The organism is Salibaculum griseiflavum, from assembly GCF_003129565.1.
Classification (GTDB): domain Bacteria; phylum Pseudomonadota; class Alphaproteobacteria; order Rhodobacterales; family Rhodobacteraceae; genus Salibaculum; species Salibaculum griseiflavum.
This window is the reverse complement of sequence record NZ_QETF01000015.1, coordinates 1-13,499: the sequence shown is the minus strand read 5'-3', so window position 1 is coordinate 13,499 and position 13,499 is coordinate 1. Positions and strand designations below refer to the sequence as shown.

At 63.3% G+C, this 13,499-nt stretch carries 15 protein-coding genes; 6 read left to right on the top strand and 9 right to left on the bottom strand.

The features are described from left to right. Position 1 precedes the first annotated feature (1 nt). The 3 genes from DFK10_RS12315 to trxA are packed head-to-tail and all read right to left on the bottom strand — an operon-like array spanning position 2 to position 1,781. Entirely contained in the window at positions 2-190 is a 189-nt protein-coding gene (locus DFK10_RS12315) for a Trm112 family protein (protein ID WP_109389337.1), read from the bottom strand. Next, positions 187-825, bottom strand: a complete 639-nt coding sequence (locus DFK10_RS12310; RefSeq protein WP_109389336.1) for an LON peptidase substrate-binding domain-containing protein — start codon at positions 823-825, stop codon at positions 187-189. The genes DFK10_RS12315 and DFK10_RS12310 overlap by 4 nt, the downstream gene beginning before the upstream one ends. A gap of 41 nt (positions 826-866) precedes the next feature. Next, positions 867-1,781: a thioredoxin gene (trxA, locus tag DFK10_RS12305; protein WP_109389335.1), complete on the bottom strand. Its 915-nt coding sequence runs from the start codon at positions 1,779-1,781 to the stop codon at positions 867-869. 121 nt (positions 1,782-1,902) lie between these two features. Between trxA and DFK10_RS12300 the strand changes: the two genes are divergently transcribed. Then, positions 1,903-2,538, top strand: a complete 636-nt coding sequence (locus DFK10_RS12300; protein WP_109389334.1) for an SGNH/GDSL hydrolase family protein — start codon at positions 1,903-1,905, stop codon at positions 2,536-2,538. Here DFK10_RS12300 and DFK10_RS12295 read toward each other — a convergent pair. Together DFK10_RS12295 and DFK10_RS12290 are read right to left on the bottom strand one after the other, a co-directional pair. Beyond that, positions 2,535-3,323, bottom strand: a complete 789-nt coding sequence (locus DFK10_RS12295; protein WP_109389333.1) for an exodeoxyribonuclease III — start codon at positions 3,321-3,323, stop codon at positions 2,535-2,537. The genes DFK10_RS12300 and DFK10_RS12295 overlap by 4 nt on opposite strands. A 12-nt stretch (positions 3,324-3,335) precedes the next feature. Then, positions 3,336-4,448: an aminotransferase gene (locus DFK10_RS12290; RefSeq protein ID WP_109389332.1), complete on the bottom strand. Its 1,113-nt coding sequence runs from the start codon at positions 4,446-4,448 to the stop codon at positions 3,336-3,338. A gap of 89 nt (positions 4,449-4,537) precedes the next feature. Between DFK10_RS12290 and DFK10_RS12285 the strand changes: the two genes are divergently transcribed. After that, the gene (locus DFK10_RS12285) at positions 4,538-5,932 is read left to right on the top strand and encodes a pyridoxal phosphate-dependent decarboxylase family protein (protein WP_235866835.1); all 1,395 of its coding nucleotides are present in this window, start codon (positions 4,538-4,540) and stop codon (positions 5,930-5,932) included. 154 nt (positions 5,933-6,086) lie between these two features. Here DFK10_RS12285 and DFK10_RS12280 read toward each other — a convergent pair whose 3' ends face one another. Both DFK10_RS12280 and DFK10_RS12275 read right to left on the bottom strand, forming a co-directional pair. Beyond that, positions 6,087-7,196 (bottom strand): THUMP domain-containing class I SAM-dependent RNA methyltransferase, encoded by a 1,110-nt coding sequence (locus DFK10_RS12280; protein ID WP_109389331.1) that lies wholly within the window; start codon positions 7,194-7,196, stop codon positions 6,087-6,089. Between the two features lie 198 nt (positions 7,197-7,394). Then, the gene (locus DFK10_RS12275) at positions 7,395-8,081 is read right to left on the bottom strand and encodes a response regulator transcription factor (RefSeq protein ID WP_109389330.1); all 687 of its coding nucleotides are present in this window, start codon (positions 8,079-8,081) and stop codon (positions 7,395-7,397) included. A gap of 160 nt (positions 8,082-8,241) precedes the next feature. Here DFK10_RS12275 and ribA point away from each other — a divergent pair, with 160 nt between their 5' ends. From ribA to DFK10_RS12260, 3 genes are all read left to right on the top strand, one after another. Continuing rightward, positions 8,242-9,324 (top strand): GTP cyclohydrolase II, encoded by a 1,083-nt coding sequence (ribA, locus tag DFK10_RS12270; RefSeq protein ID WP_109389329.1) that lies wholly within the window; start codon positions 8,242-8,244, stop codon positions 9,322-9,324. A 64-nt stretch (positions 9,325-9,388) separates the two neighbouring features. After that, positions 9,389-10,117, top strand: coding sequence for a sterol desaturase family protein (locus DFK10_RS12265; RefSeq protein ID WP_109389328.1), 729 nt, complete (start codon positions 9,389-9,391; stop codon positions 10,115-10,117). 31 nt (positions 10,118-10,148) lie between these two features. Then, positions 10,149-10,643 (top strand): L,D-transpeptidase family protein, encoded by a 495-nt coding sequence (locus DFK10_RS12260; RefSeq protein WP_109389327.1) that lies wholly within the window; start codon positions 10,149-10,151, stop codon positions 10,641-10,643. Between the two features lie 51 nt (positions 10,644-10,694). Here DFK10_RS12260 and DFK10_RS12255 read toward each other — a convergent pair whose 3' ends face one another. After that, positions 10,695-11,348, bottom strand: coding sequence for a YggS family pyridoxal phosphate-dependent enzyme (locus DFK10_RS12255; RefSeq protein ID WP_109389326.1), 654 nt, complete (start codon positions 11,346-11,348; stop codon positions 10,695-10,697). 236 nt (positions 11,349-11,584) lie between these two features. Between DFK10_RS12255 and DFK10_RS12250 the strand changes: the two genes are divergently transcribed. Beyond that, on the top strand, positions 11,585-12,547 hold the full coding sequence (locus DFK10_RS12250) for a porin (protein ID WP_109389325.1): 963 nt from the start codon (positions 11,585-11,587) through the stop codon (positions 12,545-12,547). Positions 12,548-12,835: 288 nt separating this feature from the next. On the opposite strand, the gene DFK10_RS12245 is transcribed toward DFK10_RS12250, so the two are convergent. Continuing rightward, positions 12,836-13,363, bottom strand: a complete 528-nt coding sequence (locus DFK10_RS12245) for a tyrosine-type recombinase/integrase (RefSeq protein WP_328589376.1) — start codon at positions 13,361-13,363, stop codon at positions 12,836-12,838. Positions 13,364-13,499: the final 136 nt, after the last annotated feature.

The window sequence follows — 13,499 nt, the reverse complement described above, 5'->3', positions numbered from 1 at the left end:
GCTAGTCCAGCGGACGCGCTTCGTCGATCAACAGCACCGGTATGCCATCGCGGATCGGGAAGGCCAAGTGGGCCGCTTTGCTGATCAGCTCCTGGCGGTCCGCATCATAGGTCAGCAGGCCATGAGTCTGCGGACAAACCAGCGCCTCCAGCATCTTGCGGTCGAATTGTGCCGCGGGAATTTCGGTCATTGCATCATCTCGTCATTGCCGCCGCGCAGGGCGTATTCGATCAGGGTCACCAGCGTCTCACGACGTGTGGACAGGCACGGCGCCTCAAGAAGCGCCTGCTTGTCCTCGGGGTCTAAGGGCAGGAGCATGGACAGCGAATTGATCAGCAATTCCGGCTCGGCCTCTTTCAGGCTGTCCCAATCGGTGCTCAGCCCGGTTTCGGTGAAATAGCGATCGAGCAGCGCGAACAGGCCGTCCCGGTCGAAGCCCGCATCCGGTTCGGGTTGGCCGCGATCGGCTTCGAAGCCGGACCAGTCCACCTCACAGCGCCGATAGGGGGTGAAGCCCTCGACCTCTTGACGGATACGAAAGCGCGACCGTCCGGACAGGGTGATCATGTAGCGCCCGTCATGGGTTTCGGAAAAGGCAGTAACACGTCCCGCGCAGCCAATGCTGTGCAGGCGTGGCCCGTCATGTGCGCCACTACAGGGCTGGACCATGCCAATCAGGCGTTCCGGAGTCTTCAGCGCATCTTCGAGCATGGCCAGATAGCGCGGCTCGAAGATGTGCAGCGGCAATTGCGCGCGCGGCAACAGCAGGGCCCCCGGCAACGGGAAGACGGGGATGGTCCGGGGCAGGTCAGGGAGGTTCGCCATGACGCTCAAGTTAGACCGAAGCCTGTCTCGGGCAAACGCCCTCAGGCAAATATCATCGAGCTGAGCTTGCGGCGCCCGTTCAGAACAACCGGATCGTTGGGCTTGAGCGCCTCGAAGATCGTGAACAGCTGCGTCTTGGCCGCCCCGTCATTCCATTCGCGGTCGCGGCGGAACAGGTCCAGAAGCTCGTTCACTGCGCCCTCGGCGTCGCCCGTGGCATGCAGCGCGGTAGCCAGATCGAAACGCGCCTGATGGTCGTCGGGATTTGCTTCGACCTTGGCGCGCAATTCGTCGAGAGGGCCAGCCTTCTCGGCCTGGCGCGCCAAGTCGATCGCGGCGCGGGCAGCCTCGATTTCCGGGGCATCAGCGATTTCGGCAGGCACGCCGTTGATCACGGCCTCGGCCTGTTCAGCCTGATCCATGGCCAGGTAAGCGCGGGCCATGCCCCCGAAAGCGGCAGCATTCTGGGGGTCTTCTTGCGCAATGGCGGCAAAGGTCTGAGCGGCATCCGCGGCGGCGCCATCGGCCAACATCTGCTCGGCCGCTTCAAGCGCCTCGGCCATGCCGCCGTCATCCTCGCCCCCGGCCAGCGCGACGAGCTTGCTCACGAATTCGTCGATCTGGCTTTGCGGCAGCGCGCCCTGGAACCCATCGACGGGCTGCCCCTTGTGAAAGGCATAGACGGTCGGGATCGACTGCACGCGGAGCTGCCCGGCGATCTGCTGGTTTTCGTCCACGTTCACCTTGACCATCTTCACCTTGCCACCGGCAGCGGTGACAGCCGCCTCCAATGCCGGGCCAAGCTGTTTGCATGGGCCGCACCAGGGCGCCCAGAAATCGACGATAACGGGCACTTCCTGGCTCGCTTCGACCACGTCGGCCATGAAGGTCGCGTCGCCCCCGTCCTTGATCAGATCGCCCGCCGGGGCCGCGTTGCCTTGTCCAAGTTCAAGCATGTCTTTTCTCCGCTTCTCTGGAGTGTCGCGCTCTATATGGGGGGGAATGGCGCAAAGGGAAAGGGGCGGGTTTCGTCCGCGCGCAATCCGGGGCAGTCTGGCAAGCGAACAGGAGGACCAGATGCCCACGATCCTGACCTTTGGCGACAGCAACACCCACGGCACAACACCAATGCCAAGCCGGGACCATAACGCTCGTTTCGGTTTCGGCACGCGCTGGCCGACGGTGATGGCCGAACATCTCGGCCCCGACTGGCACGTGGTGGAAGACGGCCTGCCCGGCCGCACCACGCAGCATGACGATCCGGTGATGTGGCCGAACATGAACGGGCAAACGGGGCTGCGCATGGCGCTGGCCAGCCATCAGCCGCTGGACGTGGTCGCGATCATGCTGGGCACCAACGACCTCAAGACCCGGTTTGCGCCCTCGGTCGAAAAGATCACCGCCGGGGCGGCGGGTCTTCTGGACATCGCCCTGACCGACGACCTTCAGGCGCGCCACGGACCCTATCGTGTTCTTTTGATCTGCCCGCCACCGGTTGTTGAAACCGGCCCGATCAGGGGCGAATTCACCGGCGTCGGGGCCATCGCCCCGAACCTGGCCCGGGCCTATGCCGACCTTGCCCATGCCCGTGGCGCGGCCTTCCTGGACGCCGGCACGGTGATCTCGGTGAGCGACACCGACGGTGTCCATTTCGACGCGCCCGCCCACCGCGCGCTGGGCGAAGCCGTGGCCGAGGCGGTGCGCAGCCTTTAAAGATCGAAGGTCGCGAAGACCGGGGCGTGGTCGCTGGGCTGCTCCCAGCCGCGCACGTCGCGGCGGATGCGGCTGGAATGGGCGGCGTTGGAAATGTCGGGCGTAGCCCAGACGTGATCCAGCCTGCGGCCCTTGTCTGCGGCGTCCCAATCCCTGGCCCGGTAGGACCACCAGCTGTAGAGCTGGCCATCGGGAATGTCCTGCCGGGTGATATCGACCCAATTCCCGGCCTCTTGCGTCTGGCCAAGGTGTTCCACCTCGATGGGCGTGTGGCTGACCACCTTCAGCAGCTGCTTGTGCGACCACACGTCATCCTCGCGCGGGGCGATGTTCAAATCGCCCACGAGGATGGATTTCTCTGGCCGGTCGTCATGGAACCAGTCCCGCATCTCGGTCAGGTAGTCCAGCTTCTGGCCGAATTTCTCGTTGATCGCCCTATCGGGTTTATCCCCCCCGGCGGGCACGTAGAAATTGTGGATCGTGACACCGTTTTCCAGCTGGCCGGCGATGTGGCGGGCATGGCCGAGGGCCGCGAAATCCTGGCTACCGACCTCTTGCATGGGCAGCTTCGACAGGATCGCGACGCCGTTATAACCCTTCTGCCCCCGCGCAACCATGTGGGTGTAGCCAAGCGCCTGAAACTGATCCATCGGGATCTTCTCGACCGGCGACTTGCACTCCTGAAGGCACAGCACATCGGGCGTCTCTTCACGCATCAGGCGGGCGACCAGCCCCTCGCGCAGGCGGACCGAATTGATGTTCCAGGTGGCAAGGGTGAAGGGCATGTATCTCTCCTGTTATCGGCGGCTTAGCCAGTCGGAGACGCGCCCCAGACCGGCACGCAGCACCTCCGTCTCGCAGGCATAGCCGATCCGGATATAACCCTCCATCCCCATTACCGCGCCGGGAGTGAACATGACGCCGGTATCTCGCAGTATTCGCTCACACAGTTCATAGCTGGGCATGCCCGTGTCAAAGGCGATCAGCGCCGTGGTGCCCGCGTTGGGCGGAACCATCCGGGCGCGGGGTTCACCGGCCACCCAATCAATCAGGATCGCCAGATTGCGCCTCACGATCTCTTGCGACCGGGCAAGGATCGTATCGGCGTTTTCGAGGGCCATGGTCGCGAAACAATCATCCACCATACCCACGCTGATGGTCGTATAGTCTCGATGAATCTCGGCCTGCTCCAACAGCTCTGTCGGCCCCACGATCCAGCCCAGCCGCAGCCCCGCCAGAGAGAACGCTTTCGATGTCGACCCGGTGCTGATCCCCTTGTCATGGAGGTCGGCGATCGACGGCATCGTGTCGCCCTGTTCGGTGCCGCGATAAACCTCGTCGCACAGGATCCAGGCATCGCTGTCGCGGGCGATCCGAACCAGTCCCTCCAGCTGTTCACGATCCAGCAAGGCCCCGGTGGGGTTATTGGGGTTGGTCAGGGCAATCAGGCGGGTATCGGGCCGCATCGCGGCGCGCAGGGCATCAAGGGTCAGCTGCCAATCGTCCACCTCGCGCAGCGACACCTCGGTCACCTCGGCACCGATTGACCGGGGGATCGCCGTATGCTGCTGGTAGGTGGGGGTGATCGCCACGACATGATCGCCACGTTCCACAAGCGTTTGGTAGACCATGTGATTGGCCCCGATCGTGCCATGGGTGATCAGCACATTCTCCGGCGCCTGATCGGTGAAAAGGGACGCCACCGCCCGGCGCAGGCCGTCGGACCCGGTGGTCGCGCCATAGGTCATCTTCATTTCGGCAAGGTCGGAGGGCATCGACTGGGTCTTGCCCGCGATCTGCATGAGTTCGGCCAGGGTCAGACTGGCGACGCAGGTTTCCGCCAGATTGAGATCACAGCGGGTCTCCCACTTGTTCATCCATTGCTCGACGCCGAACGGTTCTATCCGCATCTCCAAACCCCGCTTTCCACAATTGTGAACCGCAGTTGACCGCAGCCAGAGGGCAACGTCTAGTCGGGGCCACAAGACGGAGGCGAAAGATGCAAGGATACAGGCTGGACCCGCAGGATTGGGATCGCTTCGGGCAAGAGATGCACAAGCTGCTGGATGCCTGCCTCGACCGGATGGCTGGCTATCGCGACCTGCCCTGGCAACCGCCCGGCCAGATGGACATCGGCCTTGGCAAGGCTTCGGAACGGCAGCCCGAAGGCACGGTTTTCGACGTCATGGCGCAGACGATCATGCCCACGGCCACTGGAAACACCCATCCGGCTTTCTGGGGGTGGGTTCATGGCGGCGGCATCCCCGCCAGCATCGGGGCCGAACTTGTTGCCGCGACCATGAATTCCAACTGCGGCGGCCGCGACCATGGTGCGGCACACGTGGAGGCCGAGGTGATCCGCTGGCTCTGCGCTACGGCCGGGATGGCCCGCGATGCTTTCGGCGTGATGACGACCGGCACAAGCCAGGCGACGATCCTGGCGCTGATGGCCGCACGGGTTCGACGCTTTGGCGAGGGCGTGCGCGAAACCGGCATCCGCGACCTGCCCCCGGTCGCGGTCTATGCCTCGGACGGGGCCCATGCCTGCATCGCGCAGGCGCTGGAGGTCATGGGACATGGCCGCGCCGCCCTGCGTGGCATCGCTACGGACGCGCGAGGGGCCATGCAACTGGAGGCCCTTCAAGACGCCATCGACAAGGACCGCGCCGAGGGGGTCGAGCCGCTGGCCATTGTCGGTACCGCCGGATCCGTCGGTGTCGGCGCCTTCGACGATCTGACCGGGGTGGCGGACCTGGCCGGGTCAGAAGGGATCTGGTTGCATATCGACGCCGCGTTCGGGTTCTGGACCCGACTGGCCGACAATCCGTGGCACGCCCTGTCCGACGGGATCAGACGAGCCGACAGCATCGCGCTGGACGCCCATAAATGGCCCGGCGTGCAATACGATTGCGGCGCTTGCCTGATCGCCGACCGCGACCTGCACCGCGCGACCTTCGCCAGCCGTCCCGCCTATCTGGAGAGTGCCGCCGAGGGGCTGGCCGGGGGCGACACCTGGTTCACGGATTACGGGCTGGAACTGTCGCGGGGGTTTCGCGCGCTCAAGCTGTGGGCGGCAATCCAGACCTGCGGCACGCGGGCATTGGGCGCCGCGATCACGGACAATTGCCGGCAGGCGGCGTTGATGGGCGAAATGGTTGAAGGCTCGCCGGTCCTCAAGCTTGCCCATCCTGTGATCTCGAATGTCTGCTGTTTCGCGGTCGAAAAGGGCGACGTGTCCCGGATCGCGGCCGATCTGCAGCTGGCCGGGCAGGCGGTCTTTTCGACCATCACGCTGAACGGAACCCCATGCCTGCGCGCGGCCATCGTCAATCATCGCACCACCGAGGATGATCTGCGCCGCGCCATCGCCGCCGTCGAGGCAACGCAGCACTGAAGAAAAAAAGCCCCGGCGCAAGGGCCGGGGGCAAGTCCTACAGGGAGGTGGTGACGAAAACGTCGCCACCGAGGAATGCCAAGAAAATACCGCCCCCGTCGCCAAGCCGTCTTGATCTGGATCAAGATGGATAACGGAATCGACATTTTTCCCGTCAGGGCAGCGCATCCGTGCGATAGAGCTTCACCTTCAACCCGCCATGCGCCACCGGCGGGCCGGGCGAATGAAAGGGCAACCCAGTAGCATGGGCCAGTTTGGCCTCGGAGGTGATCAGCCCCACGCGCCAGCCGGAAAACCGCTCCTTGAGAACGGCCCCAAGGCTGCCATGCAAGCCGTAGAGCGGTTTGAGGTTCCCGATGCGCGCACCGTAGGGCGGATTGACGATGACAAGGCCCGGCGGGCCATCGGGGCGGATCAGGTCGCCGACCGGCTTCATCTCGAACCGGGTGACGGCCGCGACACCTGCGCGGTCGGCGTTCGCAGTGCTCATTCGGATCGCGCCCGAATCGCGATCCGACCCGAAAAAGCGGCAGTCGATCTGTCCCGGCACCGCCGCGCTTTTCATGGCCGCCCAGGCCTCTGGGTCGAAACTCGCAAGGTCTTCGAAAGCGAAGCGCCGCGACCGGCCCGGCATAAGGCCCAGCGCCATCTCGGCAGCCTCGATCACGAAGGTGCCCGACCCGCACATCGGATCCAGCACGGGTTCATCTCCGCCATAGCCCATCTGGCGCAGGAACAGGGCCGCCATGGTTTCGCGCATCGGCGCCTTGCCCACGGCCTCCTTGTGGCCGCGCTTGTGCAAGGGCACACCCGAGGTATCGACGGAAAAGGTCACGAGGTTGTCGTCGATCCGCACCTTGAGCGTCAGCGCGGCCTCGTCCGCCAGCGGTGCGCCCAGCGTTTCCGATATGGCGCGCTCGATCCGCTGCTGAGCGGCCTTGGCATGATAGATCTTGGACTTGCGGGTCGTGACTTCGACCCTCAGCGGCACATCGGGGCGCAGCACCTCGGCCCAGGGAAACTTGCGCGCCCGCTTGTCCAGTTGCGCAAGGTGAAAAGCGCGAAAGCTGCCGATCCGCGCCAGCACGCGGCCCGCCCCGCGCAGTTCCAGATTGGCCCTCCAGGCGTCGGGCCAGCCCCCCATGAAGGACACGCCACCGCCATGCACCCTTGGCAGGGGAAACCCCGCCGCACGAACCTCGTCGGCCAAGGGCTGTTCCAGTCCGGGTGGCGCTTGCAGGAAAATTTCGAACGGGGTGGTCATGCGGTTCTCTTAGCGGGGGCGCGGCGCCTGTGCGACGAAAAAGTCGCGATTGCCGCGATCCCCGTACCGCCCGCGCCCGCACGTCTTCCGCCTCTTGTCGGGAATGAACGGCGCGGCACGAAAAAAGGCCCCGGAGAAATCTCCGAGGCCAAGTCCAACAGGGAGGTGACGGCGTGACCCGGCCGCCGGCGGGATTTCTCAGGCCATCAGCCTGTAGCCGCCGCTTTCCGTCACCAGCAGCCGCGCATTCGACGGATCCGGCTCGATCTTCTGGCGCAGGCGGTAGATATGGGTTTCCAGCGTATGCGTCGTTACACCCGCATTGTAGCCCCAGACCTCGTGCAACAGCACATCTCGGGCCACGACACCCTCGGTCGCGCGATAGAGGAACTTGAGGATGTTGGTTTCCTTCTCGGTCAGCCGGATCTTCTTGTCTTCCTCTGTCACCAGCATCTTCTGGGCTGGCTTGAAGGTGTAGGGGCCAAGGTTGAACACGGCGTCTTCGGATTGCTCATGCTGGCGCAACTGGGCCCGGATGCGCGCCAGAAGCACGGGAAACTTGAACGGCTTGGTCACGTAGTCATTCGCCCCGGCATCAAGCCCCAGGATTGTATCACTGTCGCTGTCATGCCCGGTCAGCATGACAACCGGGCACTTCACGCCCTGCTTGCGCATGAGGCGGCACAGCTCACGACCATCGGTATCGGGCAACCCCACATCAAGGATAACGAGGTCGTAAAGACCTTCCTTGGCCTTCTGCATGGCCTCGGCCCCATTGCCAGCCTCGAACACGTCGAAATCCTCGGTCATCAATAGCTGCTCGCCCAGCGCCTCGCGCAGGTCTTCGTCATCGTCCACCAGAAGGATCTTCTTGAGTTGTGCCATCGTTTCGGACTCCTCGCTTGTCTGTGATGTCAGATGCGTCACGGAGCACGACCCGGCAAGGATTGCTGCAAGCCACTCACGCCGTCGTGTCGTGGGTGGCGGAAATGTTTCAATTCCTGTCATTTGCCACTATCTGAACGTCAAGAACGAAAGGAAAGCCATGAGCTTTGCCCCCGACCTGACCGAGATTCTGGCCCGCGCCCGCGCCGATATGCGGCTGGGCGTGCCTGTGGTGCTGTCGGACGGCGCACGGGCGGCGGTGGTCATGGCGGTGGAAACGCTGGGGCCCCAGCGCCTTGCCGATGCGCTGGCCCTTGGACAGGCCGACCTTGCGATCACCGAACACCGCGCCGCGACCCTGAAGACGGCGGCCTATGACGGCGACCTGGTGCGGCTGGCCGTGCCGGACGGGGCGGGGCTGGACTGGGTGCAGGCCGTGGCCGACCCAGCCGATGACCTGCGCGTGCCGATCAAGGGGCCTTTCAAGGCCCGGCGGACAGGCGACGCCGTGCTGCATCGTGCGGGTATCCGCCTGGCCAAAGCCGCGCGCCTGATCCCGGCGGTGCTGGTTGTGCCGATCGCCAACGGGGCAGCGCTGGCCGGCGAACACGGCCTGACGCTGATCGGGGCCGCGCAGGCCATGACAACCGACCTGTCCCCTTTGGCCCCCGTGATCCATGCCAAGGTGCCATTGGAAGTGTCCGAAGCCGGCCGCCTGCACATTTTCCGCCCCGAGGATGGCGCGGAAGAGCACTACGCGGTCGAGATCGGCAGTCCCGACAGGTCGAAGCCGGTCTTGGCCCGCCTGCATTCGGCCTGTTTCACCGGCGACCTGCTGGGCAGCCTGAAATGCGATTGCGGCCCCCAACTGCGCGGGGCGCTGTCCCAGATGGGCGCGGCGGGCGAGGGAGTTCTGCTCTATCTCAACCAGGAAGGGCGCGGCATCGGTCTGGCCAACAAGATGCGGGCCTACTCGCTGCAGGACCAAGGCTTCGACACGGTCGAGGCGAACCACCGTCTGGGCTTCGAGGATGATGAGCGCGATTTCCGCATCGGGGCGGAGCTTCTGCGCAAGATGGGGTTTTCAAAGGTCCGACTGCTGACCAACAACCCTGCCAAGGTCGAGCGGCTGGAGCATTGCGGGATCGAGGTGGTGGAGCGGGTTCCGCTGAAGGTCGGCGAGAACCGGTTCAACCATCACTACCTTGCGACCAAGGCGAAGAAGTCCGGGCATATTCTCTGACGTCGCGTCCGGCTTGAGGGACAGACCCCCCGTTTGGCAGTATGTCCGACAAGGAGGACCCGCCATGATTCCGACGCTTCGAATCCTGATGAACATGGGCAGCCTGCACCGGCTGTTTCCTTTTTGGCTGGCCGGTGTCATCGCCATGGTGACATGGTTCACGCCCTGGCTACTGTTGGCGCTGGCCTATGGCGTGGTCATGCAGTTCTTCGTGGAATACGTAATGCACCGGTTCCTCTACCACCGGGAGCCGCCCGTCGATCAGCCGACCTTCAACGCACTCTATCGCACTCATATCGGGCACCATGAATTCCCCACGGACCCGGAATTCTTCACCGGCGACGACCATTGGTATGCCGTGCGCTTCGGCGTTGCCTCGGTGGCGCTGCACACGCTGGTTCTGTGGCCGTTCATCGGCATCGGGCCCGCGCTGCTCTTCTCGTCGACCGCGCTGTTCGTCGGATCGGTCAGTGCCTTCGCCTTCTACGAGTACTGCCACACGCTGGCGCATCTGAACGTGCCCAAGGGCTGGTTCGGCAAGCGGGTCACACAGAAACACATGCTGCACCATTTCCACGACCACGAAGCCACTTTCCATGTCAGCTTCGGCATGGGGTGGATAGACCGTCTGTTCGGCACCAAGCATGACCCCGACGCCGCCAAGGCCCGATTCGACCGCCAGACGATCCTGTCCATGGGTATGGACCCCGAGGACCTGCGGCTGGTGACGGCGCGCAAGGCCTTCGGTCTAACGAAATTCCCCAAATGGGCAAAACGGCGCAACACCGCTTGATCCTCGCCCCGGTTGCGGGCCAATTGCGCGGATGACACCGCAAGACCTCGTCCTCACCCCGACCGGGCTGCGCTTTCGCGGGCGCCGCCTGCCCTGTTCCATCGGCAAGGGCGGCCTCAGCGCCCGCAAGCGCGAGGGCGACGGCGCGACCCCCCGCGGCACCCACCGCATCACCGGGATGCTCTATCGCCCCGACCGCATGGCGCGGCCCACCGACTGGGCGGTGCCGATCCGGCCCGGCGACCTGTGGTCCGATGACCCGACGCACGAGGATTACAACCTGATGGTTCGCGTCCCCTACCCGCACAGCCATGAGGCGCTGCGCCGATCCGATCCTCTCTATGATCTGGTGATCCTGACCGACTGGAACTGGCCCTACCCGGTCAAGGGGCGCGGATCGGCCATCTTCATCCACCGTTGGCGGCGGCCCGGCTATCCGACCGAAGGCTGCATCGCCCTGCACCCTGCCCACCTGGTCTGGGTCGCGCGCCATATCACCTACAAGACCCGGCTTGTCGTGCCCTAGACAGGGATGGCGGTTGGCGTGTCGTGGCGGCCGCAAAGGCCGCGACGCATGTCAGCCGTAGTCCCGTTCTCCGAAAATGGCAGAGCCCACGCGCACATGGGTCGCGCCCTGCATCACGGCCTTTTCGAAATCGCCCGACATGCCCATGGACAGCCCCGACAGACCGTTGCGCGCCGCGATCTTCGCCAGAAGCGCGAAATGCAGGCTGGGTTCTTCATCGACCGGAGGGATGCACATCAACCCCGCGACGGGCAGGTCCAGACCGCGGCATTCCGCTACGAATTCATCCGTCTTGGCGGGCAGCACCCCTGCCTTCTGCGGCTCTTCGCCGGTATTCACCTGGATGAACAGGTCCGGGCAGGTGCCCATCTCCTGCGCCAGCCGCGCGAGGGTTCGGGCCAGCTTGGGCCGGTCGACGGAGTGTATGGCCTGTGCCAACTCCATCGCTTGCCGCGCCTTGTTGGTCTGCAAAGGGCCGATCAGGTGCAGCTCGATCCCCACGAACCGCTCCCGGAAACCCGGCCACTTGGCGGCCGCCTCCTGCACGCGGTTCTCACCGAAGACCCGGTGCCCCTCCTGGAGAATCGCCTCGACCCGCGCGTCGGGCTGTTTCTTGGAAACCGCGATCAAACTGACCGACCCGCGAGCGCGTCCGGCCGCATCTTCCGCCTTGTGTAGCTTTTCCGTGATTTCGGCCAGCGACATGTTCAAGCTCCTGTTTCGGCGGAAAAATCACCCTTTTGGACCAAAAGCCAAAGTGTTTGGCAAGCCTGCGCGCCCCCGGCCCCGCTTCCCGGTGTGTGGCACACCTGCATCATTTTCGACAGAGCCACCCCGAACCCCGCCCAATTCCCTTGAGTGTGCACCGCTTTGGGCGCAAAGACACTGGCAATGCTGGGTCAACTGGCATTCTCGGGAATGCAAACACGAGGAATTCAAACATGAAAAGCATCCTTCTTGCTTCGGCTTCGGTCTTCGCCTTCGCTGGCGCCGCCGCTGCTGAAGTCTCCTTCTCCGGTACCGCAAGCGCTGAGTATAACAGCCTGGACGGCTACGCCACAGATACCGATCTGACCGTGACCCTCACCCAGGAACTGGACAACGGTCTGACCGCGTCTGCGTCGCTGAGCTTCGAAGATGACGACATGTCCGACGACATCGAAGGTCTGACCTACGGCGACATCTCGCTGACCTCCGACAACGCTGGCATCACCTTCGGCACCGACCTCGCTGGCGCTGCTTACTCCGCCGTTTCCGACACCATCGGCATCGGCCAAGGTGAAGATGGCCTTGCAGGCATCACCGGTTATTACTCCATTGACGCTACCACTATCTTCGTGTCGATGCCTATTGCTGAAGGCGATACTTCGGTCGACAGCGACGACATCGAGTTTGGTGTGACCAGCGATCTCGGCGGCTGGGAAGTTGGCTTTGGCTATGACAAGGACGCCACCGACACCAACTTCGTCGTCAAGGGCTCCGGCAATGCAGCTGGCCTCGACATCACTGTTGCCGCTGGTAACATTGCCGGCGCAAGCCGTTGGGATGTTGCTGTGGCCTACCCTGTCGGCCCCGTCACGCTGGGCGCTACCGTTGACGACAGCGAAGCTTGGGAAGTGACCTTTGCCTACGCTGAAGGTCCGCTGACCGTCGATGCTGCATTCGACAGCACCGATGACTATTCGCTCGAAGGCTCCTACGACGTTGGTAACGGCCTGGTCGTCTACGCTGGCCTCGAAGACGCAGGCAATGACTACTACCTTGGCGGCGCCTACGACCTGGGCGGCGGTGCATCGTTCACTGCTTCCTTCGTTGAAGATGGTGGCACCGCGAACGCCGACAATGAGATCGGTGCTCAAGACTACGCCGACGGTACCACTGTGGGTGTTTCCTTCGAGTTCTAATCGAACCTGAAGATTTGACTAAAGGAGAGCGGCGCTTCGGCGTCGCTCTTTCTTTTTATGCAAGGCTTTTGTAACCTTGCGCAAAACAACACTTACGTCGAGGCTGAGCCATGAGACCAACTGTAGTGCTGATACTGGCTGCGCTTACATTAAGCGGCTGCGGCACATTGCAAGGACTACTTGAAGGCACAGGTCGCGCCGTGGAAGGCGTTGCGGAAGACCTGCGCAGTGCGAGTGGAATGTTGCGCTGACGTTGCTCAACTCTTGCGCTGTGGACAAGGCCTTGCTTCAAACCAGCTCTACTGCGCGCGTGAGCAAGGCTTCATTTACAGAGATATAGCGTTGCGTGGTGCTGATATGCTTGTGCCCAGCCAACGCTGCCAGCAAGTGCACAGCAACACCCTTGTCTGCCAAACGCGTGATGAAGGTCTTACGGCCGCTGTGTGAGCTGCATCCGTGCAAGCCACAGCTGTGGTAGATGTCCAAGAACAGTTGACTCATCGTGTTAGCGGAAAACGCTGTACCAAAGCGCGTGGCGAACAGTGGCGCATCAGAAGCTCTGTCAGCTACATGTGACCGATACTGCTTTAGAAGGCGCTGCAGCTCAGTATTGAAGTACACTCTGCGTGCGCTGTTGCCTTTAGTCTGTGCGCGATGCAGCAATACACTTGTACGTGGCGCGCCAATATCGTCATAAACTGCACCCACGGTCAGCGCTGCGAGCTCGCACGCTCGCAACCCTGCTAATATGCTGAACTGGACTAATGCTCTGTCACGCACCGCGTGTCTTCGTGTGTTACACTGTGCCAGTGCCAGCTTGATCTCGAGTTATGCCCGAAAGTTGGTGATGGCCTGAAGTAGGCGGCATATCATGGCGGTGTTGAAAGACGCCGTCGATCTCACAGAGAAAGGATATGCCACCATGGCCAAATCTACCGTTGTCCCGTTCGAA

Coding starts and splice junctions, on each gene's coding strand:
- DFK10_RS12315 (WP_109389337.1), bottom strand. CDS start 190: ATGACCGAAATTCCCGCGGCACAATTCGACCGCAAGATGCTGGAGGCG.
- DFK10_RS12310 (WP_109389336.1), bottom strand. CDS start 825: ATGGCGAACCTCCCTGACCTGCCCCGGACCATCCCCGTCTTCCCGTTG.
- trxA (WP_109389335.1), bottom strand. CDS start 1,781: ATGCTTGAACTTGGACAAGGCAACGCGGCCCCGGCGGGCGATCTGATC.
- DFK10_RS12300 (WP_109389334.1), top strand. CDS start 1,903: ATGCCCACGATCCTGACCTTTGGCGACAGCAACACCCACGGCACAACA.
- DFK10_RS12295 (WP_109389333.1), bottom strand. CDS start 3,323: ATGCCCTTCACCCTTGCCACCTGGAACATCAATTCGGTCCGCCTGCGC.
- DFK10_RS12290 (WP_109389332.1), bottom strand. CDS start 4,448: ATGCGGATAGAACCGTTCGGCGTCGAGCAATGGATGAACAAGTGGGAG.
- DFK10_RS12285 (WP_235866835.1), top strand. CDS start 4,538: ATGCAAGGATACAGGCTGGACCCGCAGGATTGGGATCGCTTCGGGCAA.
- DFK10_RS12280 (WP_109389331.1), bottom strand. CDS start 7,196: ATGACCACCCCGTTCGAAATTTTCCTGCAAGCGCCACCCGGACTGGAA.
- DFK10_RS12275 (WP_109389330.1), bottom strand. CDS start 8,081: ATGGCACAACTCAAGAAGATCCTTCTGGTGGACGATGACGAAGACCTG.
- ribA (WP_109389329.1), top strand. CDS start 8,242: ATGAGCTTTGCCCCCGACCTGACCGAGATTCTGGCCCGCGCCCGCGCC.
- DFK10_RS12265 (WP_109389328.1), top strand. CDS start 9,389: ATGATTCCGACGCTTCGAATCCTGATGAACATGGGCAGCCTGCACCGG.
- DFK10_RS12260 (WP_109389327.1), top strand. CDS start 10,149: ATGACACCGCAAGACCTCGTCCTCACCCCGACCGGGCTGCGCTTTCGC.
- DFK10_RS12255 (WP_109389326.1), bottom strand. CDS start 11,348: ATGTCGCTGGCCGAAATCACGGAAAAGCTACACAAGGCGGAAGATGCG.
- DFK10_RS12250 (WP_109389325.1), top strand. CDS start 11,585: ATGAAAAGCATCCTTCTTGCTTCGGCTTCGGTCTTCGCCTTCGCTGGC.